The sequence below is a fragment of the Acinetobacter sp. YH12151 genome (genome assembly GCF_013418355.1).
In the GTDB taxonomy this organism is placed as follows: domain Bacteria; phylum Pseudomonadota; class Gammaproteobacteria; order Pseudomonadales; family Moraxellaceae; genus Acinetobacter; species Acinetobacter pseudolwoffii.
Genome location: NZ_VPCG01000002.1, coordinates 79,972 through 106,386 on the forward strand (window position 1 = coordinate 79,972; position 26,415 = coordinate 106,386).

General features: G+C 39.4%; 25 protein-coding genes and 2 pseudogenes. 9 read left to right on the forward strand and 18 right to left on the reverse strand.

Annotated elements, in window-relative coordinates; translation table 11 throughout:
- Nucleotides 1-62 precede the first annotated feature (62 nt).
- The 10 genes from FTU82_RS01410 to FTU82_RS01455 all read right to left on the reverse strand — a co-directional run bounded on the left by FTU82_RS01410 (nt 63) and on the right by FTU82_RS01455 (nt 12,047).
- Entirely contained in the window at nt 63-815 is a 753-nt protein-coding gene (locus FTU82_RS01410) for a M48 family metallopeptidase (RefSeq protein ID WP_180100966.1), read from the reverse strand.
- The gene (locus FTU82_RS01415) at nt 805-4,086 is read right to left on the reverse strand and encodes a type I restriction endonuclease subunit R (RefSeq protein ID WP_180100967.1); all 3,282 of its coding nucleotides are present in this window, start codon (nt 4,084-4,086) and stop codon (nt 805-807) included. The genes FTU82_RS01410 and FTU82_RS01415 overlap by 11 nt, the downstream gene beginning before the upstream one ends.
- Nucleotides 4,087-4,211: 125 nt before the next feature.
- On the reverse strand, nt 4,212-4,865 hold the full coding sequence (locus FTU82_RS01420) for a hypothetical protein (RefSeq protein ID WP_180100968.1): 654 nt from the start codon (nt 4,863-4,865) through the stop codon (nt 4,212-4,214).
- Nucleotides 4,866-4,869: 4 nt separating this feature from the next.
- Nucleotides 4,870-6,063 (reverse strand): nucleotidyltransferase, encoded by a 1,194-nt coding sequence (locus FTU82_RS01425; protein ID WP_180100969.1) that lies wholly within the window; start codon nt 6,061-6,063, stop codon nt 4,870-4,872.
- Nucleotides 6,064-6,074: 11 nt separating this feature from the next.
- Complete coding sequence (locus FTU82_RS01430; RefSeq protein WP_180100970.1) at nt 6,075-7,235, reverse strand: SAVED domain-containing protein; 1,161 nt, start codon at nt 7,233-7,235, stop codon at nt 6,075-6,077.
- Between the two features lie 3 nt (nt 7,236-7,238).
- Nucleotides 7,239-8,441, reverse strand: coding sequence for a restriction endonuclease subunit S (locus FTU82_RS01435; protein ID WP_180100971.1), 1,203 nt, complete (start codon nt 8,439-8,441; stop codon nt 7,239-7,241).
- Nucleotides 8,438-9,979 (reverse strand): type I restriction-modification system subunit M, encoded by a 1,542-nt coding sequence (locus FTU82_RS01440; protein ID WP_180100972.1) that lies wholly within the window; start codon nt 9,977-9,979, stop codon nt 8,438-8,440. Before FTU82_RS01440 ends, FTU82_RS01435 begins: the two co-directional genes overlap by 4 nt.
- Nucleotides 9,979-10,599: a restriction endonuclease subunit S gene (locus FTU82_RS01445; RefSeq protein ID WP_180100973.1), complete on the reverse strand. Its 621-nt coding sequence runs from the start codon at nt 10,597-10,599 to the stop codon at nt 9,979-9,981. The genes FTU82_RS01440 and FTU82_RS01445 overlap by 1 nt, the downstream gene beginning before the upstream one ends.
- A gap of 46 nt (nt 10,600-10,645) precedes the next feature.
- Nucleotides 10,646-10,936 carry a hypothetical protein gene (locus FTU82_RS01450; RefSeq protein ID WP_180100974.1) on the reverse strand — a complete coding sequence of 97 codons (291 nt, stop codon included), beginning with the start codon at nt 10,934-10,936 and terminating at the stop codon, nt 10,646-10,648.
- Nucleotides 10,937-11,561: 625 nt separating this feature from the next.
- Nucleotides 11,562-12,047 carry a hypothetical protein gene (locus FTU82_RS01455; protein WP_180100975.1) on the reverse strand — a complete coding sequence of 162 codons (486 nt, stop codon included), beginning with the start codon at nt 12,045-12,047 and terminating at the stop codon, nt 11,562-11,564.
- A gap of 79 nt (nt 12,048-12,126) precedes the next feature.
- On the opposite strand from FTU82_RS01455, the gene FTU82_RS01460 reads away from it, so the two are divergent.
- On the forward strand, nt 12,127-12,360 hold the full coding sequence (locus FTU82_RS01460) for a helix-turn-helix transcriptional regulator (protein WP_180100976.1): 234 nt from the start codon (nt 12,127-12,129) through the stop codon (nt 12,358-12,360).
- 92 nt (nt 12,361-12,452) lie between these two features.
- Here the strand turns inward: FTU82_RS01460 and FTU82_RS01465 are convergent.
- A pseudogene (locus FTU82_RS01465) lies at nt 12,453-13,464 on the reverse strand (transposase).
- Between the two features lie 180 nt (nt 13,465-13,644).
- Between FTU82_RS01465 and FTU82_RS01470 the strand changes: the two are divergent.
- Nucleotides 13,645-13,806 (forward strand): annotated as a pseudogene (locus FTU82_RS01470) (DUF559 domain-containing protein); the annotation flags it as partial.
- A 1-nt stretch (nt 13,807) separates the two neighbouring features.
- Here the strand turns inward: FTU82_RS01470 and FTU82_RS01475 are convergent.
- From FTU82_RS01475 to glnA, 6 genes are all read right to left on the reverse strand, one after another.
- Nucleotides 13,808-14,065 (reverse strand): hypothetical protein, encoded by a 258-nt coding sequence (locus tag FTU82_RS01475; RefSeq protein WP_005096421.1) that lies wholly within the window; start codon nt 14,063-14,065, stop codon nt 13,808-13,810.
- 135 nt (nt 14,066-14,200) lie between these two features.
- Nucleotides 14,201-15,415, reverse strand: a complete 1,215-nt coding sequence (locus FTU82_RS01480; protein ID WP_180100977.1) for an alpha/beta fold hydrolase — start codon at nt 15,413-15,415, stop codon at nt 14,201-14,203.
- 135 nt (nt 15,416-15,550) lie between these two features.
- Nucleotides 15,551-16,429 carry a 4-hydroxybenzoate octaprenyltransferase gene (gene ubiA, locus FTU82_RS01485; protein WP_180100978.1) on the reverse strand — a complete coding sequence of 293 codons (879 nt, stop codon included), beginning with the start codon at nt 16,427-16,429 and terminating at the stop codon, nt 15,551-15,553.
- Nucleotides 16,430-16,435: 6 nt separating this feature from the next.
- Nucleotides 16,436-16,903, reverse strand: coding sequence for a chorismate lyase (locus FTU82_RS01490; protein WP_034609065.1), 468 nt, complete (start codon nt 16,901-16,903; stop codon nt 16,436-16,438).
- A 35-nt stretch (nt 16,904-16,938) separates the two neighbouring features.
- Nucleotides 16,939-17,217, reverse strand: coding sequence for a hypothetical protein (locus FTU82_RS01495; RefSeq protein WP_074383029.1), 279 nt, complete (start codon nt 17,215-17,217; stop codon nt 16,939-16,941).
- 95 nt (nt 17,218-17,312) lie between these two features.
- Nucleotides 17,313-18,728: a type I glutamate--ammonia ligase gene (gene glnA / locus FTU82_RS01500; RefSeq protein ID WP_180085215.1), complete on the reverse strand. Its 1,416-nt coding sequence runs from the start codon at nt 18,726-18,728 to the stop codon at nt 17,313-17,315.
- Nucleotides 18,729-19,539: 811 nt separating this feature from the next.
- Between glnA and FTU82_RS01505 the strand changes: the two genes are divergently transcribed.
- The 7 genes from FTU82_RS01505 (at nt 19,540) to FTU82_RS01535 (ending at nt 24,939) form a co-directional block, all read left to right on the forward strand.
- On the forward strand, nt 19,540-20,124 hold the full coding sequence (locus FTU82_RS01505; RefSeq protein ID WP_005096412.1) for an aminodeoxychorismate/anthranilate synthase component II: 585 nt from the start codon (nt 19,540-19,542) through the stop codon (nt 20,122-20,124).
- A gap of 9 nt (nt 20,125-20,133) precedes the next feature.
- Nucleotides 20,134-21,180 (forward strand): anthranilate phosphoribosyltransferase, encoded by a 1,047-nt coding sequence (gene trpD / locus FTU82_RS01510; RefSeq protein ID WP_005096410.1) that lies wholly within the window; start codon nt 20,134-20,136, stop codon nt 21,178-21,180.
- A gap of 20 nt (nt 21,181-21,200) precedes the next feature.
- Nucleotides 21,201-22,007, forward strand: coding sequence for an indole-3-glycerol phosphate synthase TrpC (gene trpC / locus FTU82_RS01515; RefSeq protein WP_005096409.1), 807 nt, complete (start codon nt 21,201-21,203; stop codon nt 22,005-22,007).
- Between the two features lie 195 nt (nt 22,008-22,202).
- On the forward strand, nt 22,203-22,886 hold the full coding sequence (locus FTU82_RS01520; protein WP_005096408.1) for a Smr/MutS family protein: 684 nt from the start codon (nt 22,203-22,205) through the stop codon (nt 22,884-22,886).
- A gap of 93 nt (nt 22,887-22,979) precedes the next feature.
- Nucleotides 22,980-23,528 (forward strand): GTP cyclohydrolase I FolE, encoded by a 549-nt coding sequence (gene folE, locus FTU82_RS01525; RefSeq protein ID WP_005096407.1) that lies wholly within the window; start codon nt 22,980-22,982, stop codon nt 23,526-23,528.
- Between the two features lie 283 nt (nt 23,529-23,811).
- Nucleotides 23,812-24,249, forward strand: coding sequence for a hypothetical protein (locus FTU82_RS01530; RefSeq protein ID WP_005096405.1), 438 nt, complete (start codon nt 23,812-23,814; stop codon nt 24,247-24,249).
- A gap of 129 nt (nt 24,250-24,378) precedes the next feature.
- Nucleotides 24,379-24,939 (forward strand): DUF4385 domain-containing protein, encoded by a 561-nt coding sequence (locus tag FTU82_RS01535; RefSeq protein WP_180085213.1) that lies wholly within the window; start codon nt 24,379-24,381, stop codon nt 24,937-24,939.
- Nucleotides 24,940-24,958: 19 nt separating this feature from the next.
- Here the strand turns inward: FTU82_RS01535 and FTU82_RS01540 are convergent, their stop codons facing one another.
- Complete coding sequence (locus FTU82_RS01540) at nt 24,959-26,347, reverse strand: diguanylate cyclase (RefSeq protein ID WP_180085212.1); 1,389 nt, start codon at nt 26,345-26,347, stop codon at nt 24,959-24,961.
- Between the last annotated feature and the right edge of the window lie 68 nt (nt 26,348-26,415).

Genomic DNA, 26,415 nt, shown 5'->3' on the forward strand with positions numbered 1-26,415 from the left:
AAAGTTACATTACCTTTAAAGAGATGTTGTACCTACTATTTTGGCTAAGATCACATTAAATTCTAGTCAAAAAATTTCTCTGCCATATTATCCAGCTTTTCCTTTCTCACTTCCCAATCAGGCATAACCTGCTTCAAAAGCTGATAAAAGCGATCACTGTGATTATGTTCAACCAAATGACATAACTCATGCAAAATTACATAGTCAATGCATATTGTAGGGGCTTTAATTAGATGAGGATTTAATGTAATCACACCTGATGGTGAACAGTTTCCCCACTGAGTATTCATCGTGAATAAACGAATATCAGGTTTATTCTCAACCCATAATGCTCCCTCCAAAAGTCTTTCTAGACGACTCTCAAATACCACTTTTGCTCGGTTTCTATACCAATCATTTAACAGCGACTTAATATTTTCAAGAGCATTATCCAAAGTATTGACCTCTAGTTTCCCTCTGAAAAGCTTTACTACTTGGGGGCTTGAATCATCTTTGACCACTTTCAGCTGATATTGTTTACCTAAATAGAAGTGGCTCTCACCACTCCTATATTGTCGAGGTGTGATGAATTTGCGTTGTTCACGAAAATCTTTTAATTGCTTATAAATCCAACGACTACGCTGTTTTACAGCATCAATGATTGTTTGATCATCTGTATCAGGTGGTGTTGACACCACTACTCGACAATCAGAATAGACTTTAATCAGGATCTTTTGAGTACGACTCAGCCTTTCAAATACCTCAAAGTCGATAACCTCATCACCATAAATGATACTTAACTTTTTATCTGGTAACGTATTTATCCTAGAGCCCATTTAAACCGACCCGAGTAATTTGTACGATCATTTCCACAATTTTTTTGGATTGATCCATACCACTACCAATAGATTTACATTCACGGAACATCTGAGGTAATAGTTTTTTACGGATATCTGCTTCAATATTTTGTGGATTAATTGAGTTTTCAGCTACAGAGCTCATAACAGAACTATCAACCTCAAAAGCGAGTTGAATCCACTTATCTTGATTCTGTTGATCTGTTATCGAGAATGCTTCAGGTAATAGTTTCTTGAAGACACCATAATAAGCTTGAGCATGCTTATTACCACTGAACACATCAGGAATTTCATCTAAACGACGAGCTTCAACTTGTTCTTCAAATTCTCTAAAAAGCATGTGTTGCTTCAAAGGGTGATCGAACTCTTTCTCAGCTTCTTCGATGACTTGACGTAACAACTTAGAAAAAGCCTCCTGAGCATAGGGGTCATCACGTAACTCTTGCTCAATCATCTTCGTTACACGTGTTTTGATGATATCCGTTTCATTACGTGTTTTCTCTTCACTCCAATCTTCAGGCTGAGCTATTTTACCCATCTTGCCGACTTCATAAACCCCATCAGGGTCCTTAACTTCAATGCCCACAACATGCTTATCAATCAGTTTTTTAACTTGCTCAGCATACTGATCGTAGTCAATAGTCTCTCCAGCATCTCGTTTCACAATCTGACGCAAGCTTGTAAATAGTTTGACTGTTTCTTTGTAGTGCTGACGATCTGCATCAGAAAAGCTTTTATCTTCAAAGAAGGTTGCTGACTGCAATGCAACTTTTAAGCAACTTGCAAATTCTGTAAGTGCTTCATAAAAATCATCGCGAACTTTTAAGTGAATATCGACTAACTCACCCTCACGTTCTTCAATACGAGGGACTAAAACTTGGCGTAACTGCTCTGGATCATTTTTATTTTTAACATCAGCAAAAATTGCCCAAAGTGCTTTATACAAACGAGGTAATCGTTTGTATTCGGAACTCATTTGCGTATATAAACCTGTAAGATCATTAATATCATAGCCACCTTGGGTACGGGCAGCGAGATCTTGGTAATCAAGAATTGTGGCGTCCAATTCTTTTAAAATACCTCGATAGTCGATCAATAAACCAAACTTTTTCATCGGATGAAGCCGGTTTACACGCGCAATTGCTTGGATCAAATTGTGCTGTTTTAAATTTTTATCAATATAAAGAACAGCATTTTTAGGTTCATCAAAACCTGTTAAGAGCTTATCCACCACAATCAGCAATTTAAGCGAATCATCTTTTTCAAAACGCTCAATCACTTGTTTAGTATACTCTTGCTCATCCTGAGTGCCGACATTCTCTTTCCACCATTGGGTCACTTCAGGGGTAGTCGATTCATCAACATCTGTATTCCCTTCACGACTATCAGGTGGGCTCATCACCACAGCAGACTCAAACAAGCCCGCTTCATCCAAGTACTTTTTATACTTAATCGCTGAAACCTTGCTATCGCAAGCAAGCTGTCCTTTTAAACCATCATCAATATTTTTCACAAAGTGATTGGCAATATCTAACGCAATCAGGCGAATACGATCATCCGCAGTATAAATCTCACCTTTTCTCGCAAATTTACGTTTTAAATCTGCTTTTTGCTGATCGTTTAAACCTTCTGTAATCCTTTCAAACCACGTATCAATCGCTCGTTCATTGACATCTAAATCAGGGATTCGCTCTTCATAGAGCAAAGGCGTTACAGTTTTATCCTCTACTGCTCTCTGCATCGTATACGCATGAACAATAGGACCAAACTTATTAACGGTCTTTTCATCTTTAAGTAATGGCGTACCTGTAAATGCCACAAATGCAGCATTTGGAAGTGCGAGTTTCATACGCACATGGTTTTCACCACCTTGACTTCGATGCCCTTCATCAATCAGAACAATGAAGTCAGAACTTGTGTTAACACATTCAGGAAGTTTGGTTGCAGAGTTAAATTTCTGAATCAAAGAGAACATGATTCGCTCTGTACCCTTACCAATTTGTTCAGCCAAGCGTTTGCCTGAAGTCGCCATGGCATTTTGCTTGTCTTTTTTTCCTGCCAGTTCACCGCCTGATACAAAGGTTTTACTGAGTTGATCTTCCAAATCAACACGGTCAGTGACAACCAAGATACGGCATTGTTTTAAAGCTTCATGCAAGATCAAGGCTTTACTGAGAAAGACCATAGTAAAAGATTTACCTGAGCCCGTTGTATGCCAAATGACACCACCTTCACGACCACCTTTGCTATTCTTCGTACTAATACGCTCAATGAGGCGTTTGATACCAAAGATTTGCTGATAACGGGCAACAATTTTTCCTGCTTTCTTGTCGAAAAGCGTATATAGGCGAACCATTTCGAGTAGTCGTTCAGGCTTTAATAGACTAATCAGAAGTTGATCTTGACCTGTAACAGCTAAGTCTCCACCCGCAATTAGGTTTTCATACCAAGTTAAGTCATCAACTGGACGATAAGAAAATAGGCTCTGTTTTTGTGAAGTACTTAATTTCTTATTTTTAAGCGCATACATTTCTGCATCAGAAATATCTTCTTCTCGCCATACAGCCCAAAATTTTGCAGGGGTATTACATGTGCCGTAACGCCCTTCATGTCCATTTATAGAGAGTAGTAGTTGGCTATATGCAAACAGATGTGGAATTTCATCAGGTCGCTGATTACGAAGCGTCTGAGATATGCCTTCATTAATCGTTGGACCTTTCTTAGCCTGACTATCAGGCCGTTTTGCTTCAATCACAACTAAAGGGATACCATTTACAAAGCAAATGATATCGGGTCTACGTGTATCTACACCGCCTGAGCGTGTAACAGCAAATTCTTCAGTGTATGAAAAGTTATTGTTATGGATGTTATACCAATCAATCAGTGGAATCGTTGGGCTAACCTTTTTTCCATTCACAAATTCAGTTACAGGAATGCCATAAAATAAATGGTCATACATTTTTTCATTGGCGGTCAGCAACCCTTCATTCAAAGCAGGGCTACAGATTCCAGCAATTAAGTTATCAACTGATTTTGGCGATAGGGGATATTCTTTGCCCGCGAATGGAAAAGTACGTTTAGAGAGCTCTTGACGTAAAATTTGGCGTAATACCACTTGGTCTTGCTTTCCATCACGGGCAACAAGTGCCTGTGATGGGGGTAGGAAGGACCACCCCAAATTATTTAGAAGGGCCAAAGCTGGAATTTTTGCACTAAATTCTTCTTGGAATTTGGGTACATATTTATTCATATAAAGCCTTTATTTAAACTGTAAATACTATTTAACCCAATTCGCATGAAAAACCTCTTTGGTCTAAACTTTGAATTAACTCTATATATCTTTTAAATAAATAACATCTAACGTTAATTTTATAATTAACTTTTAGATAATCTCTTCCAAGTTTTTGAAAAAAAATTTCGAGGAAGCAATGATCGATAGCTATTTAAATAACTATTAGTCTTACATTGGGAAAGCTTTTTTGAGCACCCACATGGACAGGGCCTCTTATTTGCAACCCTTTTCTTCAAAGTTAATGCTTTTAAACATTCTAATACTTGATGAACATCATCTACTTTAAATAACTCTTTTAGTTCATCTATTTCTCCTGCACTACCATGTCTTAACTCCCCAAAAATAAAATCAATTTTATGATTAATTTTTAACAGACATGCGTAAGCATATGGAATAAAAAAAATTTCAAAGAAATTATTGAAACAATTATCCGTTTGAAGTTGAGCCATAAGACTAAAGGGTGAACTAAGACATATGGTTCCATCTGGATTTATATGAAAATTTCCATCATTCGGAATAACTCCACCTAACTCTCTAAATATCGGTGGGTTCCTCGGATAATCAGGGGGAATCTTTACCGAAATTTCTAATTTTTGGTTTATGACGGGATAACCTTCAGCTTCATGATAAATTTTGACACTTCCCTCTATAAATATAGAACTATCTGAAACCGGAGTTACTCGCATCAAATGGTTATTGTGCAAGAATATATCAAGACCATGGATTGAATTTACCATCAACTCAATGTCTCCATGGTTTTGCTACAACATTTTCAATCCTCTTAGGTGTTAAAATATTGGAAGCTATCAATTGATCATTTTTTCCTGAAAATTGACTAATCTCCTTTTGATTAATACGGATTGAGAATCGGTCTTCGATAGTCTCTGATAGTACAGAGATATCCTGATTATCATTAAGAATAAAGTTAAAATCACGTAGAGCACTACTCACCCAGAGGACAAAATTTCTTTTCAACTGTAGATCAGCACATTCTGGCATATTCCATCTATCTGCAAAATTTTCATCAGGATTTACTGGGTTTGGAACCACCTCTAAGCCAGAATCAGCAAATTGCTTCAATCCCATAAGTGTTTTCCGTAGAGCTTCTTCTATGGTCTGTTCTCCCGAATATGACTGTGCTGCTATCGTTGAAATAATAATTGAGATAGGTTTCGATTCAGGATTTTTTGCAAACATCTTGTCTCGATGCCGTTTTAGAAGTTGTATAGCTCTCTGCAATGGGGCTTTTTCTTTGTAAAGAGGAACTTCATCTACCTGAGATGCTTCAAATAAAGATCTCGTTGTTAAGCCTAATTTCACTCGAGAACTGAACCATAGGGCATATCCTTCTGGGTTACTAATCTGCCAATCAGCTCCTTTTTCTTCATAAGCTGGATGTCTATCATCAGTAATACAAACTGCTTTTTCTGATATATTTCCCGCCAAATTTTGATCTGTGCCATATTGACGAAGAGACTCAAAAAGCATGCCTTTTCTAGCTACATTAGCTGGTACGCACGGAACTATATCCATATGGAAGTGAATATGATCAGCATATTCCAATCGCCAGCATCGATGTTTTTCTTCTAGATCAGATTTAATATTTCTTGCAACCCGATATGCTTCTAGTTCTATACCTACTAAAGTTTTCAATTCTTCTTGAGAGTGTGTAAGAGGTTGAATACCAAATCTAAAATTACAAGCTAGATCTAGATCATACATTTCATTTTCATTTAAAGGCTTAATTGCAGTGCCTAAACGAAAAGAACCTTGGGGAAAAGTGTGTGGTTCAAACTCAGAACAAGATGATTCTGGGCGGCCAATCCATTCCCCAATATCTTGATAACGATCAATAGCTTTTTCATAAGCAGAATCAGGTAGATCAAGATTATCGATTAGTTTTTGTAAAAGAATTTCTTTATTAAAAATATTCACTATATCCCCCATTAAATCGTTAATGCTTTAATAAAGCTTCCATGTTGTCTGTTTTCATCATAAATAATCCAAGGCATTGTAGCCTTAGGCATTCGTACTCTGCCAAATTCAACTGCACATGAAATAGGCATTGCAGGAAATAAATGCAGAGGCTCATCTAACCCATAAATAGACTGAATTTCTTCTAAAGTTTTGCGAACAACACTACGAAATTCAGACAATTGTTCCGGAGAGCGAATAAAATCATTATGTTGATGAGGAGATGGCGTATAAATTTTCCATATCTCAACATCCAATCCAAGAACAGTGGTTATTCTCTCACTAGAGATTTCAGCGCTTAGCGATAAAATTAATACTGGTTTTTTCTTTTGAATACTCTCTGGCTTAGAAATAACAAAACTGAAATCATCAGGTCTGGTCTGCCACATCCATCCTTTTGGCTCACGGATTGGCTGATATGTTTCAACCGCGATTTTGTCCGTGAATAATGTCCCTAATTTTATGAGCAAAGGCATAGGAGCAAAACTAAATAAAGAAAAGTTAACGTTTTCAGTAGTTTCTATTACACTTTTCACTTTTCGCTCAAATACTTTTTCAAGATTCTGTGCTTGAAAGTCCCAATATTGATCCGTACTATCAATTAATTCGCTAGATAAAGATAATTCTATAGACTGTTCCGCAGGAAACCGTCGCGGAAACATTGCATGTACAACCTCTTTGAATTGGAGTGGCGATTTCTCTTTACCAATATCTGCACCGTATAGAACAACATGAGATTTATTATTAGGACCAATACTAGTCACTAACCAAATTCGCTCCTCATGTTCTTTTTTCCATTGACGCAAAATATCTGCCGAATAACGTATTCCTTCTTTATCCTGATCAATTGTTTTATGACAGTCATGACACATCAGCATCAGATTATCTATATCATTTAATTTGTCCTTATTGAGAACAAAAGGTCCCCATCCTCTCGGACCATCTTCCGAAAATGAATAGATATGTGCAGCTTCAGAAATATTTACTGTTTCTGTCGTAATAGGCGATTTGTATAAAGGGCGATTACATCCATTAAATTGGCATCGACCTGCAGCCCTTCCCCAGAGCATAGATCTAACTGAATCTTTAATAGCTCTTGTAATTTCTTTTGGTTTACTAGATTTATTCACCATCTTTTAGACACTTACCCCTCTTTTACCTGTTAACAATCGCTGCATTAAAGCTTTCTTCTCTTGCTTTAAACAATTGAGTTTTTTTTGTAAGGTATCAATTTCTTGATCTGCTAATGCAATAACCTTTGCAATTTTTCGTTGCTCTTGTAGTTCAGGTAGTTTAAAAACAAAACTGCTGATAGCATCAAATCCGACAGAATCACGAACTGAACCTTGGGTACTATTATCTATACGTTGTTTCGCTTCGTTTGACTGCATCCAGTAAAGGAAAAAATCACTATCTAAAGATGGAGACGTGATACTAAAAACAACATACATAGGACTTAATAAACCATTCTCAAACTGATCGAGTCTGGCAAATGAACCTACATTAATACGTGATGGGTTATAGCCATATTGGCCTTTTCTTACCACTTTATAATGAGATACTTCATCACTAGCAATCCGCTTTGAAAACTGGTTTTCAGGTAAAACAAAGCCACTATGATTTGTCACACTAAGCACTCGAGATATTAAGTTATCTTTATTACGCTGCTTCTCTTCTTTCAACAATGTTCCAAGACGATATTTTTCCCAAGGAAGATTAAATTTCACCCCTGTCTCATCGAGCAAACGCTTCTTGCCCGTGAGTAACTGTTGCATCAACGCTTTTTTCTGCTGTTGGCTATTTTCTAGCAGTTTTTCAGTAGCTGAAATCGCTTGATTCCAAGTTGAGATTATCTGTACTATTTCCTGTTGCTCCTCAATTGGTGGAAGATATACAGGTAGTACAGAAAGTTTCTCTTGTGTTAAATGTGCAATACTCGTTCTTGTCGTATAATTATCAAGTAATTTAGTACCTGCAATTTTCTCCATATAATTTTGAAAGAATTCTGGAACTATTTCACCTTTAGAACGAAGTCTATGTAAGGCTTTTTGATAAAAAATAGTTTTATGATTTTCTTTCCATATCGCACAACGTCCGACCTCTCCACCTTCACACACGAGAATATCGTTTGCTTGTAAATTAAATTTAACGATATCTTTATCATTAAAATGCATTTTTTTTAAATCAGTTAAGTCAAAACGTCCCCATTGAACGTTAGAATTACCAAGATAATAAAATTGTGGATTTTTTTTCAGAGCCTCTTTATTGAGCATTTTACCTAATTGAAGCTCAAATAAATCTCCTACTTGCTTAACATTCCAACCTTCAGGTACTTTCATTTAGTACCTCCTATATTAGATGTATAACCCAACTCCTCTAAATACTTCGCCATCTGAACTTCAAGCTCAGCAAGTTGAGTTTTTAACTGCTCACGCTCAGCACGTACAGCAACCAAATCAATCTCAGCTTCCTCTTCAAAGGTATCCACATAACGAGGAATATTTAGGTTGTAATCATTGTCTTTGATTTCCTGCAAAGTCGCCAAATACGCATACTTATCTACACTTTTACGAGCACGATAGGTTTCAACAATCTTGGCAATATTCTCTTCTGTTAAGTTGTTTTGATTTTTACCTGATTTAAACTCACTACTTGCATCAATAAACAAAACCGAATCATCAGATTTTCGCTTTTTGAAAATTAAAATTGCAGCAGGAATACCCGTACCGTAGAACAGCTTTTCAGGTAAGCCAATCACCGCATCTAATAAGTTTTCTTCAATCAGCTTCTGACGAATTTTCCCTTCGGAAGAGCCACGAAATAACACACCATGCGGAACCACAACCCCCATACGCCCCGTAACAGGTTTTAGCGTCTCGACCATGTGCGAGATAAAGGCATAATCGCCTTTGGTCTTTGGCGGTAAACCACGACGGAAGCGACCAAACTTATCATTTTCCGCATCTTCATAGCCCCATTTATCCAATGAGAATGGCGGGTTTGCAGTCACAATATCAAACAGCATCAAGTCGCCATTCTTATCCAATAATTTTGGATTACGAATCGTATCGCCCCACTCAATTTTGTGGTTATCTTCACCATGCAAGAACATATTCATCTTAGCCAGAGACCAAGTTGAACCAATCGCTTCTTGCCCGTAGAGTGCATATTCTTTGCTGTTGTGATTACTTACAACTTTACGACCACACTTCATTAACAGTGAACCAGAACCACATGCTGGGTCACAAATACTGTCACCTTTTTGTGGATCAAGTAACTCAGCAATTAAGTCCGATACTTCAGGTGGTGTATAGAATTCACCTGCCTTTTGACCACCACTCGCAGCAAAGTTTTTAATCAAAAACTCATAACCGTTACCAATAACATCAAGTAAACCGACACGGCTTGGTTTGAGATCCAACTCAGGCACAGCAAACACTTCTAAAAGGTCTTTTAGAATGGTATTTTTTTGCTTTTCTTCACCTAATTTATCGGTATTAAAAGAGATATCTTGGAAAACGCTTTTGCCTACATCTTTAAGCTTTGTACCATTGGCTTCTTCAAGTGCATGTAAAGCCATATCAATACGTTCACCATTGCCGGGCTCAAAGCGATGCTCATGCAAGGTATAGAAATTAGATTCACGAGGGAGTACAAAACGCTCGTTTTTCATCATTTCTTCAATCAGTTCAGGCTCATCACCATACTCATTTTTATAATTATCATAATGGTCTTGCCATACATCAGAGATGTATTTTAAGAATAACATTGTCAAAATATAGTCTTTGTAGGTATCTGCACTCACCGTGCCACGGAATACATCACATGCCGACCAAAGGGCTTTATTGACGGTATCTTGATTAATTTGAGTAACCATTATTTATTTCCTTGGAGCAGTTGTTTAAACATGCCCATCATCATTTGTTCACGATTTTTAAGTAATTGTTGGGTCAAGATCTGCTCTTGCTCCCAAATACGGTTTAATTCGATTATGCGTTGCTGAATGTCCAAGCTAGGGACTTCAACTTCGAACTGGCTAACTGTAGATACGCTCAGCATCGGCATCTTAGAACCCTGACTTTCTTTGCGTAACTCGTATTGCACATGAGGTTGATTCAAGTACCAGCATAAGTATTCAGACAGTACATTTTGATTTGGCATGAGAATCAAAAACTGGCTACTCACAATGAGTGGTAGTGCTTTTGCTTGATCTTGATGACCTACAAAATAATGTGCCTTGAGATACTCTCCACGACAGGGCAACAACACAGACTCAGGCGATACGATTGCGTTATTTTTACCCTGCCAATCAATTTGCGGTAAAGCATCAGCAAAAAGTGTATAGCCACATGTATCCGTTGCAATGTTACGAATATCTTTGATCTGCAATACGTGAGCATTGCCTGACTCGACTTCTTCAACCTTTTCACGGAATGTAAAACCTGTGCGGATCTCTGCAAGATCGCTCAGTTTTACGACTTTCTTTATATTTGACATAAATATGTACTCTGAAAGAGATTGAGCCATCCTTGGCTCAAATTACTTACGATGCTTTACCAACAACTTGCTTAAGCCAATCGGTTGTAGAATTATCTTTATCATCATCCAAATTGATCCAAGCGGCTTCTGGATTCAATCGTGTGACTAATAAGCCATCATCACCATCTAAAGCCTGTCTAAGATCATCTAAAATCTGCATAGCAGTCTTTTCTGAAGCAATAATCCAACAAGACTTTAATGGTCGACACCATGTTCCATAAGCCTTAATTTTTTTATCCAGCTCTTCATAGTTACGTTGTTTACGCAGGTCATAATTGATCTGATATACTTTCATTTGTTCTTAACTCCTAATGTTTAGTCGCGTTATATAGTTTTGAATACGATGACAGGTGGCCGCCTGTCATCACTAAATTTTCGCAGTAGAACTGCTATGCATTCAACTGATTGATTGCATATTAGGTTGCATTTCGACCTATGTCAATAAGTGTTTTTTTAACAGTAGAAGATCTATGATTAATAAAAAGAGTGTTCTTGCTGATTAGACTTAATTTAAAATTTGCGTATAAGAAAAAATTCTAATTAATTCATAGATATAAACACTTAATTTTTTAATAAGGCTTATATCTTCATTTCTTACCCTCTCCATCTATTAATTTTATGGGGTAATTTAATTATTATGAGTTGGACTGCTAAAATTTTAGATGTAGCTTGATCTCTTCTTTGATATTAAATTTCATAAAGTTTATTTATGATAAATTACACTAAATCTTTTGATCCAATGATATTCACTGAAAGTCAAACATCATACATAAAAAGCATTCTAAATTTTGAGGATCAAACTTCTCGTAGCAAATACCCGTATCAAAAAACAGATAGCATTCATCTGAGAACTATTCAAAAATCTTAAATAATCAAAATCCAGCTTAGGTTGTTAGCATTCACACGAAAATAAAGTCATATTAAACGTTTGTCCTAATAATATTTAAAACACAAATTTGAGATTCTAAATAAGTCAGTTTTTGCTGACTTTTCTTTTTAAACTGAAGGATAGTGTCTTTTAAGATAGGATACTCTTTCATATATTTATCAAAAAAATTAATTTCTAGACGGATTTTTTCTATATTTAAATTCACTTCAGCAAATTCACTTTTCAATTTATCCTTAAAATCGATCGTAATATCTTGTTTTAACAAAAAATTATTTAGCGATGAAACTGAGTAATTTGAAGTGTATCTGTAATTATGATGAGTACGTTTAAGAATCATCAAATCACAATTTACTAGCTCCCTTATAATACGATATGTACGTTGATAACTATTATTCGACGAAAACTCTGGGTTTTCTTTTTTAAAACCATTAAAAATTTCTTTAAACTCACTGTCTCTAAAATTTTGATTCGACAGATATTCAATCAAATGATAACTAAGTTTATGATTTAATGACATAAAATAAAACACCCAGTGTACAATAATAAAAAATATCCTATTTTGGGATATTAATAAAGATAGTACAACATTTTGAGCCATGAGCTCAATACATGATCCTAGATATAGGAAAGTTATTAACAAATTGATAGGACTACGTGAGTCGAAAAAAATGACTCAGGTACAGTTAGCTTCGTCTTTAAAAAAGCCTCAATCATATGTGGCTAAAGTTGAGAATTTTGAAAGAAGATTAGATTTCATCGAACTTTATGATTGGTTGAATGCCATTGACAGCAATTTCATCAATTTCTTGTCAGAATACTTTTCTGAATAATCTTAATTTAATTAAATTCTTGCACAGTCTGTTTCGTGCATTGAAGAAGTCTAATGATTTTAAATTGTATTAGCCCCCACAAAAACGGACAGTTAACTCGCTAATTTTAGCGACCTGAACTCACGAGGGGATTTCATTTTTAATCCACTATGCGGATGATTGCAATTGCAATCTTCTATCCATATCGGCAAAGCTTTCATTACGGTTTCAGCATCAGGCACATCATTCAAATAGACGTAATCCCGTTTGAATATCTTCACAAAGGCTTCCGCCATCCCGTTGCTCTGTGGACTTCTGATCGGTGTGGTACAGATCCGAAAGCCAAGTGCATGCGCAAATTGCTGTGTCGATTTCGCAATATAACAACTGCCATTATCTGTCAGCTATTCAACCGGCTGAGGCAAATAACTGACTGCACCAAAGCGTTTTTCCATACTCTGTACAAGTACATCACATCACTACTGATGTCGGTAGTGGTTGCAATATAACTCATGACTTCCCAATCACAGCAATCCAGGCTAAAGATCACCCGTACTTTCTCACAATTCCAACATTTAATCTCAAAGCCATCCTAACACCAGCGTCTGTTTGAAATAGATACTGCAACTTTCCCATCATGCGTCCGGTCATTCTTTAATGGTTCAGCTCGCGTGAGAAGCAACTTCTGGCTGCTTCAGTCGCCGATAGAGATTTGATCTCGATACCCCTAAGCTCAGGGCTATTTGTTGTGTTGGGTATCGTCGTGTGGCAATAAGGGCATGTGCGATATGTACTTTTTTGCCTGGGCAGTCTCTAAGGTACCCTTGAGAATTTCAGCTTCTACAGTTTTGCGTCCCAGCATTTGCTCCAGCTGTTTGACTTTTTTAACAGCGAATTATAGTCAGACACACTGACGACCTGATCATCGGCTTCCACGGCAGTGACTCCACCATCCTGCATAAGTCTTTTCCATTTAAACAGCAAACTTGGAGAGATACCATACTGTCTGGCAACAGAAGAAACGGATGAACCTGGTTGCATGGTCATGGCAACAAATTGCGCTTTTTCCTGACCTGAATAACGTCGACGACGCTGCACTGATGTAATAACTTCAATACGTTGCATAGAACACTCCTTAACCCTAGTGCTATGACTAGGTCTTAATTGAGAAGTGTCCGTTTTAATTGGGGGCTATTACATAAATACACCTAACTTTTTCCATTTGGACTGCCACCAATCTTCTAAATTGAACTTAAAGCAATATTTCAGTTTTGTATTTAAAAAAAAAATTGTAGTTACAATCTCTGTTCTTATTTGACAATCATTTTATCAATTAGGAAAACCAGCCACATTGGCAAAGAGCAGGAAGATGCTGAACGGGATGCTATGCTGATTGCAGCAGGCTATACCGTGATTCGATACACTCAGATTCCAAGCATCAGACAACTGCAAAGAGATTTGAGATAATTTAAGGTAAGGTTACTGCGCTTTCGGATGCAGCTTGGGTTGAATTTGTATCTTGCTCTGCTTTGAGCTTTTCCGCAGCTTCTCGCGCTTCGATGCGCGCAATCATTTCTGCCTGCTGCTGTTTATATTTTTCCTGATTTTTAGCATCACTATTTACCGCAAGAAAAGCCATACTCACCAAAAATATCGGTATACATAATACCAGCGCACCTAAAATTACCAGCTTTTTAACACTGCGGGGCTGCGGCTGCTCAGACATAACAAACCTACTTTAATTTCTTCACTTAATTGCACTGCTCAATATAACAAAATAAAGTCATAGCTCAAGTCTTTGAAAAGTTTTACTGTAAAAAAGGAGCCGAAGCTCCTTTGTAGATCTTAATAACTCTATTCTTTACTTAGCTGGCATATGCTCTTCAATAAATGCAACCAGTTCAGCATTCTTTTCTACAATTGCTTGAGTATGTCCTGCGCCCTCAATCCCTAGGAAAGTCACGTCTGTACCCAAAGCTGCCAAATTCTTTTGCAAAACATCTGTAACATCATAAGGTACTGCCATATCTTCCTTACCCTGAATAATCATGACTGGTACACTGATTTTTTTAGTCGCGGGTTGGTTCTCCACCAAAAATTCTTTCACAGATCTGTTTTGATCAAAAGCATCTATCAACCCCGGATATTCAGCTACTGTTCTTCCAGGATTCTGCCGCAACCATTGATCGATATCTGCACTAAACTCTGTCATTAAATCGCCTAGACACAAGCCATTTTCACCAGTGGTTCCTTCTGCACGCTCAGCAACCAGTTTTGCACTGGATTCAAAAATATTCTGATATACAAAATTTGGCTCATAAGCTTTAATTCCAACTGCCACATATGCTGCATAAGCAAGTAATTCTGAATACACAGCTTTGGCAGTTCCTGCCGGAACAACACCAGCACCCTCACCGAAAACTAATCGATTTAAAGCTTGTGGGGCAACTGTACCAATAATATAACCTAGGCTGGAGGCTGGTGCCGCAGCAACCGCTGCCTTATAGTTTGGATCATTTCCTGCAAATTCTGCCGTTGCAAGCGAAGCATGCCCCCCTTGTGATTGACCCACAGAAACCCAAGCTCCATTAAATCTATTCCCTTGCTGTTGCTTAAATCCTTTCACTGCATAAATTGCAGATTGTGCCGCACTCTCTAAATGTAAATAAGGATGAATGCCCTGTGTACCCAATCCTTCATAATCAGGAGCAACAATCACATAGCCTTTGGCAAGCAGACTCTCAGCCATGGCTTTAAAGCGTGGGTTAAAAGTATTTCGACTTGGTGCACAACTATCACCGCTCCCTACTGTACCGTGCTCCCAGACAACAACACGCCAACCATCTCGTGGTTGTTGTGTTCGCGGATAAATTACCAAGGCAGTAGCTTCTGCAGTCCTATTCTGTACATTTGGCATGTTATAGCGCATAACCCGAATACTTGATGCTTGAGACATAACATCTTGGGTATACGTTTGTTCACCGAGAAAAACCTGAGGCTGCGGGACAAAGAAATCATTATCATCATCGTTACACGCAGATAAAAATAGTACCGAGGAACACAGCACACCTAACATCAATTTCTTATAACTGTTCTACATATTTCTATCCTTTTATTGTTATTCCCTATCTCTTAATCGAGATCACTCAAAATTAATCATAAAAAAAGCATCCTTTATAGGATGCTTTTGTTGTTATCCGACATACGGTAATTATCTTAGAGCAAACAATATTCCCACAAAAATAATGAGGCCAATCCAACGGTTATGACGGAATGCCCAAAAACATAGCTGTGGATTTTTATCGCGAGTTTTAAACCATTGGTAAATAAAATCAGCAGCAACCAGCAAAAGTGCTAACAAGCCAAATGGAATCAATAAATTTTCCAGCCAAAGTGCAGCACCTATCAATAAAATACTGCTCGCCTGCAAGGTGCTAATGATTGGAATATCATAGCGACCAAACAGAATTGCGGTTGATTTTACTCCAATCTTTAAATCATATTCACGGTCTGCAATCGCATATTGAGTATCGTAGGCCACAGTCCAGGCCAGATTACCAAAATACAATAACCAGCAAGTCAGATCAGGTGTTTGCCCAACAGCGGTATAGGCCATGGGTATGGCCCAGGAAAATGCTGCACCCAAAAATACCTGAGGCAAATGGGTATAACGTTTCATAAAAGGATAAATAAACGCTAACAGCAAAGCCCCAAATGACCAGTAAAAAGTTTCGATCGGCAAGAAAAATAGCAGACAGGCGCTGGCAGCCACCAAAACCAGAAATACCATCACCGCTTCTTTGGCGCTGATGACTCCGGTCGCTAGTGGTCGGTTTTTAGTACGCTCCACATGCGCATCGACTTTACGGTCAGCAAAATCATTGATGGCACAACCCGCCGCCCGCATAAAAATCACACCCAAAATCATGGGAATTAAAATTTCAATGCGTAGCATCCCCTGAGCAGCAATCCATAACGCCCACAAGGTTGGCCAAAAGACCAGTTCAGTACCAATCGGTTTATCAAAACGACAAAGATAATAATAGGCGCCAAGACGCTCACGCCAGGTTATTGCTTGTGCAGTTGCCATATAAAGTCAAGCCCTTGAATTTTGTATAAAGTGTTCAAATGCCGGTAAAAATGTTTCTTGTACGATAAATTTACAGCCGTGCCAAGTATAGCAGCTCTGACGCGTCCAACCCTCTTCTAAAAGAATGACCCGACGCTGGCAGAGTGGATTCGTCCGTTGAAACAGGAACCAGCCAATTGGCTTAGTCCCAATATGCTGAAAGATTCGGGCTTTTTTTTGCAGGCTTAAAATTGGAAAAATACTCTTTGCTTTCACCCAGGGCGACTGTTCTGAACCATAGAGATAGCTTTCCCGCACCCAGGAAGTATGCTGATGTGACATCTGCATCCATTTGGCATTGGCGAAGCTTAAACGCTGAAAATGCTCTTGAATAGGCTCAACATGAAATTGTCCCTGCGCCAAGCCGGTCAATTGCTGTGTCAGAGAACCTGATGCATACAGCCATGGTTTTAGCTCAGCAGACATAGTGGGCATCAAGGCATGCTGATTTTTAGAAAAATACGTCATGTTTAACAGTTATCTGCTTTAGCAATCACTTCAAATTTGCCTTGGGGTGTTTTAATTAAAATTAAGCCTTCAGCGCTTAAATAAAACTCTTTTGGATAGTCAAATGTAAGTGCCAGTTCAGGATTTTTCAGTTCAACAAACTGTGCTTGTTTATAACCTTCAATGGTACGCCCTACTTCCAAATACGTAACTTCAGAAAAATTTAACTTAAAACCTTGCGCATGGTCTTTAGGATCATTCCAAGGAAAAAATCCGGTATGTTTTTTACGTGGTTTAGTCATAACAATCTAATTCAACATTCTTTGCTTTATATTAACCCAGTATAGAAAAAACCCGCGACATGCGCGGGTTTTTTACAGTGAAATTCTTGAAAGAATTACAGGCTGTAGTACATCTCGAATTCAACTGGGTGAGTGGTCGTGTTTAAACGACGCACTTCTTCAGTTTTAAGTTCGATATAGGCATCAAGCATGTCTTTCGTGAACACGCCACCTTTCAGCAGGTAATCATGATCTACTTCAAGTGCTTCAAGCGCCATATCCAGACTATGCGCCACAGTCGGGATTTTCGCTTCTTCTTCAGGAGGAAGATCGTACAGGTTTTTGTCAGCCGCTTCACCTGGGTGAATCTTGTTTTGAATACCGTCGATACCTGCCATCAACAATGCCGCGAAACCGAGGTAGGGGTTCATCATCGGATCTGGGAAGCGAGCTTCAATACGCTTGCCTTTCGGGCTTGACACGTAAGGAATACGGATAGATGCAGAACGGTTACGCGCTGAGTAAGCAAGCATAATCGGTGCTTCAAAATGCGGAACCAGACGCTTGTACGAGTTTGTAGAAGGGTTGGTTAATGCATTCAATGAACGCGCATGTTTGATAATACCGCCAATGAAGTACAATGCCATTTCTGAAAGGCCTGCATATTCATCACCAGCAAACAGGTTCTTGCCATCTTTAGAGATCGACATGTGAACGTGCATACCAGAACCGTTATCGCCAACCATTGGTTTAGGCATAAAGGTTGCTGTTTTCGCATATTGATGCGCAACGTTCCAAACCGCATATTTAAACTGTTGAACTTCGTCCGCTTTACGAACCATGGTGTTGAAGCTTACACCAATTTCTAACTGGCAAGATGCAACTTCATGATGATGTACTTCTACACGACCTGGGCCCATGATGTCTTCAATTTTGGCACACATATCTGCACGCATATCATGTGAAGAATCAACTGGAGGAACCGGGAAGTAACCGCCTTTTACGCGTGGACGGTGACCAGAGTTACCACCTTCGTAGTCATTGTTGGTTGACCAGGCAGCTTCTTCAGCGATCAATGTATGGCGCGCGCCAGACATATCGATTTCCCATTTTACTTCGTCAAATACGAAGAATTCTGGTTCTGGGCCAAAGAATGCTGTATCACCAATACCTGTTGATTTTAGGTATTCTTCAGCACGGCGAGCAATCGAACGTGGGTCACGGTCATAACCCTGACCTGTAGAAGGCTCAATCACATCACAAGTCACAACAACTGTAGGCTCGGCAAAGAACGGGTCGATGAAACCGGTTTCTGCATCTGGGCGTAAAATCATGTCAGATGCTTCGATGCCCTTCCAACCAGCAATTGAAGAACCGTCGAACATTTTACCGTCTTCAAAAGTATCTTCGTCGATTGTATCTGCTGGGTAAGTCACATGTTGTTCTTTACCTTTAGTATCCGTAAAACGGAAATCGACCCATTTCGCGCCACTTTCTTGGATGAGTTGAAGGACTTTGTTCGCCATGCTCATTTTGCTCCGATGAATTTTTGTTGCACTCGTTACGTGCGTGTTAGTAGTTGGTAGTCATTAAGCAATTACCGTACCAACTATTCAAAGTATAGATAAAATCTTGAAATCTATATAAGAAATCATGAAGTGACAAAAATACTTTGCGACTATTATACTAGTTGAGAAACTAAATGCACTATATTCAGGCATTCTTCATTTATTTTATTTCTGCTTTATTTTTTAGCGCACCTAAATAGTGCAATCACCTATAGAAGTGTATTAAAAACATAGTTTTTTATATAAAATTTGCTACTTTTTCGTGTATTTGTTTAAAAAACACCCATATGTTGCTAAAAAATTGACCGTTTTCTTATGGTCTGAGACAAACAGAGATCTGCAACATGCAGTTGCTCAGTGAATATTTTGAGGCATTTTCTTTAAATATACTTTCTACACCATAGTCTATATAAATTTCTATTATTCAAGTGATGCTTTTTTCAACAAACTTTAGATCAATATTGCTGATTATTTTTAACTTATCAATTTTTCCCTAAAAAATACACAGCCTAAAGTCTCTTTAAGTAAGTCTATTACTTTAAATCATGATTAAAATTTTATTTCAGTTGATACAGATGCTTTTAAAGCAAATAAATTGAGCAAAATTGTTGCGCCGAATACGGCTATTTTTTGCTATGATGAATAGTGCTTTATTTTCACACAATGAAATCAATGATTTAGTCGTGTCACACCCGTGCTTGCAATAAGCGCAAATAAAGTACGATCTGGACAACTTTAGCACAGTTAAGTGCATTAATTTCAATAGGTTAAGCTCATGCTTTTAATGGTCGACAACTATGACTCCTTTACTTACAACATCGTTCAATATTTTGGCGAATTGAATCAAGAAGTAAAAGTAGTCCGTAATGATGCCGTGACATTGGAAGATATAGAGCGATGGCAACCCAAGTATTTAGTGATTGGCCCCGGCCCATGCTCGCCGAGTGAAGCAGGCATTTCGATTCCTGCGATTCAGCATTTTGCTGGAAAAATTCCGTTATTGGGCGTTTGTCTCGGCCATCAGAGTATTGGTCAGGCATTTGGCGGTGACATCATACGTGCCAAACGTGTCATGCACGGCCGTCTGTCGGATATGTACCACAGCGATACCGGGATTTTCAGCAATCTTCCGTCGCCATTTCCTGCAACGCGCTATCATTCCCTGGTGATTGATCAAGCCACCTTGCCTGAATGTCTGGAAGTGACCTGCTGGACCAATGAAGCCGATGGTTCTATGGAAGAAATTATGGGGGTAAAACATAAGACATTGCCGGTCGAAGGCGTGCAGTTCCATCCTGAATCGATCCTGAGCCAGCATGGCCATCAAATCTTTAAAAACTTTCTCGAAATTTATGCCTAAGAACATCTTATGAATATTCAACAAGCTTTAAACAATATTACCAAAAACATTCACCTGACTCAGGATCAAATGCAAGACGTGATGCGTGCCATCATGTCAGGTGAAACCACTGATGCCCAGATTGGTGCCCTGCTGATGGGTTTGCGCCTTAAAGGCGAAAGCATTGATGAAATTACCGCAGCCGCACGGGTCATGCGTGAACTGGCTACCAAAATTGATGTCAGCGATATTCCCTATTTAGTCGATATTGTCGGTACAGGCGGTGATGGTCAAAACCTGTTTAACGTCTCTACCGCGTCTGCATTTGTGATCGCAGCAGCAGGCGCAACCATTGCTAAACATGGCAACCGTGGCGTTTCGACCAAATCAGGCTCGTCAGATTTACTGGAACAGGCTGGGATTAATCTTGACCTGAATATGCAGCAAACCGAGCGTTGTATCCGTGATGTGGGGGTCGGATTTCTGTTCGCACCGAATCATCATACAGCCATGAAATATGCAATCGGCCCGCGTAAAGAATTGGGTATTCGCAGCATTTTCAATTTACTTGGCCCGCTGACCAATCCGGCCGGCGTCAATCGCTTAGTCATTGGCGTGTTTTCCAATGAACTGTGTCGTCCGATTGCAGAAGTGATGAAACAGCTCGGTGCTGAACATGTGATGGTGGTGCATTCTCGCGACGGGCTGGATGAGATCAGTCTTGCATCTGCAACGTATGTGGCTGAGCTAAAAAATGGCGAAGTGACTGAATGGGAAATTACCCCTGAATTGGTTAATATCGAATCTCAAACCTTGACTGGTTTAATTGTAGAAGATTCTGCACAGAGTCTGGCATTAATCAAGGATGCATTGGGCAAGAAAAAATCAGAGATCGGTGATAAAGCGGCCAATATGATTGCCCTGAATGCCGGTGCAGGTATTTATGTTTCCGGTTTGACCAGCAGCTATAAACATGGTGTTGCATTGGCACATGACATTATTTATGGCGGCCAGGCTCTGGAGAAAATGAGTGTGCTGTCTGAATTTACCAAAACCATTAAACAATACGAAGCTTAATTCGGTCAGGAATTTTGATCATGGTGGATATCGCAAATACAATTTTAGGCAAGATTGTTGACCGTAAAACGGAAGAATTTGCTCTACGTTTAAAGCAGAAAAGCTATAAAGATCTGGAAGAGCTGGCTCAAGGTGCATCAGCTGTGCGTGGTTTTGCCCAGTCTTTAATGTCAAAACGTCCGGGTGTAATTGCTGAAATCAAGAAAGCCTCACCATCTAAGGGGATTATTCGTGAGAATTTTAATCCTGCAGAAATTGCAGCACAGTATCAAGATGCGGGTGCCGCATGTTTATCTGTCCTGACCGATGTGGACTTTTTTCAGGGTGCAGATGAAAATATTCAGATTGCCCGTTCGCATTGTGACCTGCCGGCGCTGCGCAAAGATTTCCTGATCGATCCTTATGGAGTCATTGAAGCACGTGCCTTAGATGCAGATTGTATTTTACTGATTGTGGCATGTCTGTCAGATCAGCAACTGGAAGAAATGTCGAAGACTGCTTTTGAGCATAATTTAGATGTTTTAGTTGAAGTACATGATGAAGCTGAACTGGAACGTGCGCTGAAACTTTCAGATCGCTGCTTGCTGGGTGTGAATAACCGTAATTTAAAAACCTTCGATGTCGATTTAGATACCTCGATTCGTTTAAAGAACTTACTCGATCCCTCTCGCCTGTTAGTCACTGAAAGTGGTATTGCTACCCCTGCCGATGTGGCGATGATGCAACAGCATGATATTCATGCCTTTCTGGTCGGTGAAAGTTTTATGAAACAGCCTCGACCTGATCATGCATTCCGTAACCTGTTTGGTGAGCCTGAATCGGTTTAACTATTGACTAGTTTAATACTTAGACCAAGCCCAATCTCAGGATTGGGCTTTTTTATTTTCAGGATTGATAAGAAAAGAAATAGCATCATGTGAATTCATAAATACCGAGACATGCCATGCAAGCAATTCATTTCTCCTTTATCTATTTTCAGACTATAATTCTGTTAAATTCCGCATCTTCCTTGTTTTTACATTATGAGTAAACACGATTCTTCATTATCTAAAGATCAGTACAACCTGCTGAAATCTTTTAAGAAGCAAATTACACAGCCGCATAGCCCTGCGGTTGTTGCTGCACCCGTTGAAAAGACTGTCGAGCAAGAAGCTTTAGAAGAACTGGAATTATTCCGCAAACAAATGCAGGGCGTGCAAAAAATTGAATCGGGAAATACCGTTCAATTGGACAAACCGCGCAAGAAAAAACCGGATGCACAAGTCCTGGCAAAGCGTGCAGCGGCGACTGGCCCGATGGAAACAGATGCCATGGCATTATCGGACACGCAGGCCATGCTCAATCCTGTCGGGAGTCAGGCCAACTTGAGCTATCGCATTGCCACCTTGCAGCATAAAGTGTTTGAAGACTTAAAAGCCGGCAATTTACGCTGGTTTGAAGCTGTGGATCTGCATGGCTGTACCGTGGAAGAAGCGCGTCAGGCGGTGCTACAAATTATCCAGATCGCCAAAGATGAAAACCAGAACGTGATTAAGATCGTACACGGTAAAGGCCCGGAAGCGATTTTAAAAACCTATGTGAATGGTTGGCTGCGTCAGCATCGCGATGTTTTGGCTTTTGTCAGTGCGCCTGAAAAACAAGGCGGTACTGGTGCAGTTCTGGTTCTGCTAAAACGTGCAGAAAAGAATCCAAAGTTTAAACAGTAACCGGTTTTCGCCTCAAAACAAGGCATTGTAAAAGTTTTCTGCTACAATGCCGTCCTTGTTCATTCTCAGTTTAAGTGAATACGTCATATGACTATGCAGCAATCCTACGCAAACATTCTTACTGCCGTTGGCGAAGATCTCAATCGCCCTGGTCTCAAAGATACGCCTGTGCGTGCTGCCAAAGCATTTTCATATTTAACCTCGGGTTATAGTCAGACACTTGAAGAAGTCACCAACAAAGCGGTCTTTCCTTCCGACAACCGTGAAATGGTGCTGGTCAAAAACATCGAATTCTATTCCTTATGTGAACATCATTTATTACCATTTTATGGCCGTGTCCATATCGCCTATTTACCAGAAGGTCATGTCTTGGGCCTGTCCAAATTTGCCCGTATTACTGAAATGTTTGCGCGTCGTTTGCAAATCCAGGAAAACTTGACCCAGCAAATTGCAGAAGCAGTGGCGGAAATCACCAAAGCACGTGGTGTCGCCGTGATGATTGATTCTGCACATATGTGCATGATGATGCGTGGTGTGGGCAAACAGGAATCGACCACACGTACAGTTTCTTTTATTGGTGATTTTAAAACCGATAAAGAAACCCGCCGTGAGTTTTTAAGTGCAGTGCCAGAAAGCTACTAAGCCTTAAAAGCCAGTTATTTAAAGCCTCGATCATTCGGGGTTTTTTTAATTTCTTATAAACTGCTCTGGTCAGAGAATATCGATATCACAGCTGCTGTTGACCAAATTTGCATTCGTTATACTTGCAGCTAAACAATTGCTGCTTATCTTTGCAACAAGCCTACATTTAGATACATGATAAAGTTTTAATCCAGTTAGTCCTCGCTTAAAGTAAATTGACGTTGATATACAGCAAACAGCTTTATATCTTTCTGCTTGATTTTTAATGACAAGGAAAATGACCATGGCGAATAGCAAAAACAATCAGGACAAAGACAGCAAAAAATCTGCAAAAACTGCTAAAAAGACGCAAGATGAAAAACTGAAGAAGTCGAACAAAAGCAGTGACAAGGACAGCGATCGCAAAGTCAGCAAAAAAGCTGAAAGTGCTAAATCTAAAGCAGCATCTTCTAAAAAAGAGAATGCCAGTAAAGATGAAAAAGTAAAGGCGAAGAAAAGTGCGAGTTCTAAAGGCAGCGATAAAGCCAAAGACCTGAAAACATCTTCAGCGAAAAAACCGGCTAAAGCGAAAAGCAGCAATAAGAGCAAAGATGAAGACAGCAAGACGAAAAAATCTTCTTCAAAAAAATCAGCACCGGCCAAAAAGCAGTCAAGCACTTCGTCCAAGAGCAAGTCTGATAAAGCCAAAACCTCGAAGACCAGTTCGAAAAAGTCAAAGTAAAATCCAAGCCCCATGACTGGGGCTTTTCTTGATCCTGATCTCGGGTGAGTAGATCAGTAGAATTATTTTATATTTTTTAGTGTGTTCTTTATTGGGTGATATCTACTCTTCTAAATATAAGGCAAAGATATGAGTCCAGCAGCCAAAAATCCGCCGCCAAAACGTCAGTCACGGGTGGTGTCGAATAGTTTTGATTATTCTCTGGACTTCGAAAAGATTAATTTTCGCAAACGGCCCGAGTTGTACCGAATTGGCCGAGGAGAACAAGGCGTATTATTGGTGGAGCCTTATAAATCTGAAATTCTGCCGCACTGGCGCTTTGCGGATGAAGAAAAAGCCCAAGCCAGCAGTGACAAAATTTATCAGCTATTCCTAGCTTATTTAAAACAAGATGATTTTATCGGTGCGGACATGGCACGCAAGTTTTTACAGATGGGTTATACCCGTGCCCGCCGTTACGCCAACCATAAAGGTGGTAAAAAATATGATGGGCCGGTTCCGAAAGATAAGAAAGGCTTAAGCGGCGCACATGGCCGTTCAGAATTGCCACGCAGCCACGAAGATCCGGTCAAAGCAGCGGCCGCCAACATTTTTAAACAAAAATGGAATGATGCGAAAAACCATCCAGACTATATTCAGCAAAAGCGAAAATTTCAGGCATTTATCCAGCAACATACGGCAGAGGAATAAAACTTTTAAGCTAGCTGGATCATTGCTGCCCCACTGGATTTGAGGGTGACTGTGCCATATAGACCCGGTTACGACCGGTATTTTTCGCCATATACAGTGCGGCATCCGCAGCATCTAAAAATCGCTGATAATCCGGATGCCCGTCATAGAGCGTACATCCAATACTGATCGTGATTTTAAACTGTTGTCCTTGCGCGGTTTTAATCATGCCATTTTCAACATATTTACGAATACTTTCGGCAATACTTAAGGCACGTTGTTTATCTGTGTCGACCAGCAACAATAAGAATTCTTCCCCACCGACCCGGAAGGCATAATCACTGCCCTGACTGTATTTTTGCAGCGCTTCGGCAATAAATTTAAGTGCCAGATCACCTGCGGCATGTCCAAATTTATCATTGATACTTTTAAAGAAATCGGCATCCATCGCAAGTAAAGACAAAGGTGTATGATTTTTACGGGAAAAAGTGATTTCACGGGAAATCACCGTATTTAAATAACGGCGATTTAACAACTGGGTCAATGAATCATTGCCTGATTCAATATATTCCGCAACCTGAAATAACTGATCGACCAGCAGTTGAATTTCACGGTTTAAGTCACGGATTTGTTGAATCAGCCCCAAGACATTATTTTTATCCGTACAATCCATGATGGTCTGATTAATTGCATCAATCTGATAAATCCGCTCAATGATTAAATCGACCTGGTCCGAACCGGTAAAAGCATAAGAGGCTTTATGGATAAACCATAAACCGAACTCGGATTTGGACAACATCGGATGCTTTAAATTGTCAGGGCTCGAAAAGACCTTAAACATCAGTTCATTTTCCCAGTCCAGCAATGAGCTGCGCTGTTTGTCTTTTTGTACCGCTACATCCTGCATGGCTGAAAAAACACGGTAACTGTGTTTGATTTCCTGATTCATGGCTGTTTTGGCTTCATAAGAACGGCACATGATTTCTGTGGCAAAGCCCATGATTTGCACAATATAACTGCAGGCGGTCAACATGCTGTTTTGAGAAGATGCTTGCAACAGTTCAAAAACCTTGCGTTCAATTTCGCGAACACCACGCATGATTAACCAAGAAGGTATACCGACCCGGGCATGTACATGTCCAACCATCGCCTGCTTTTGTACGGCTTGCGCATAACTCTTGTTGATCGGTACGCTAAAACTTTCTGACAGCCATTGAATCAAAGTATTACGCAAACGCTGCTGAACCATCTGTTCGGTCAGGAACTGGGCCGATTCTTTTTCTAAGAGCATATTCTTATAGAATTCTTCGACCAGAATAACAGAATGTTCCTGAACAAAATGAAATGCATGCAATAGATCATCTGCTGAATAATTCTGACAGATCTGCCTCCATTGTTCGGCCAGCATTGCCATGCATTCATTATTCATACGCCCCATTCCCCAAAACACTGCAATTTGCACTAACATTATGTGACAAATATAACAAAATTCGGGTG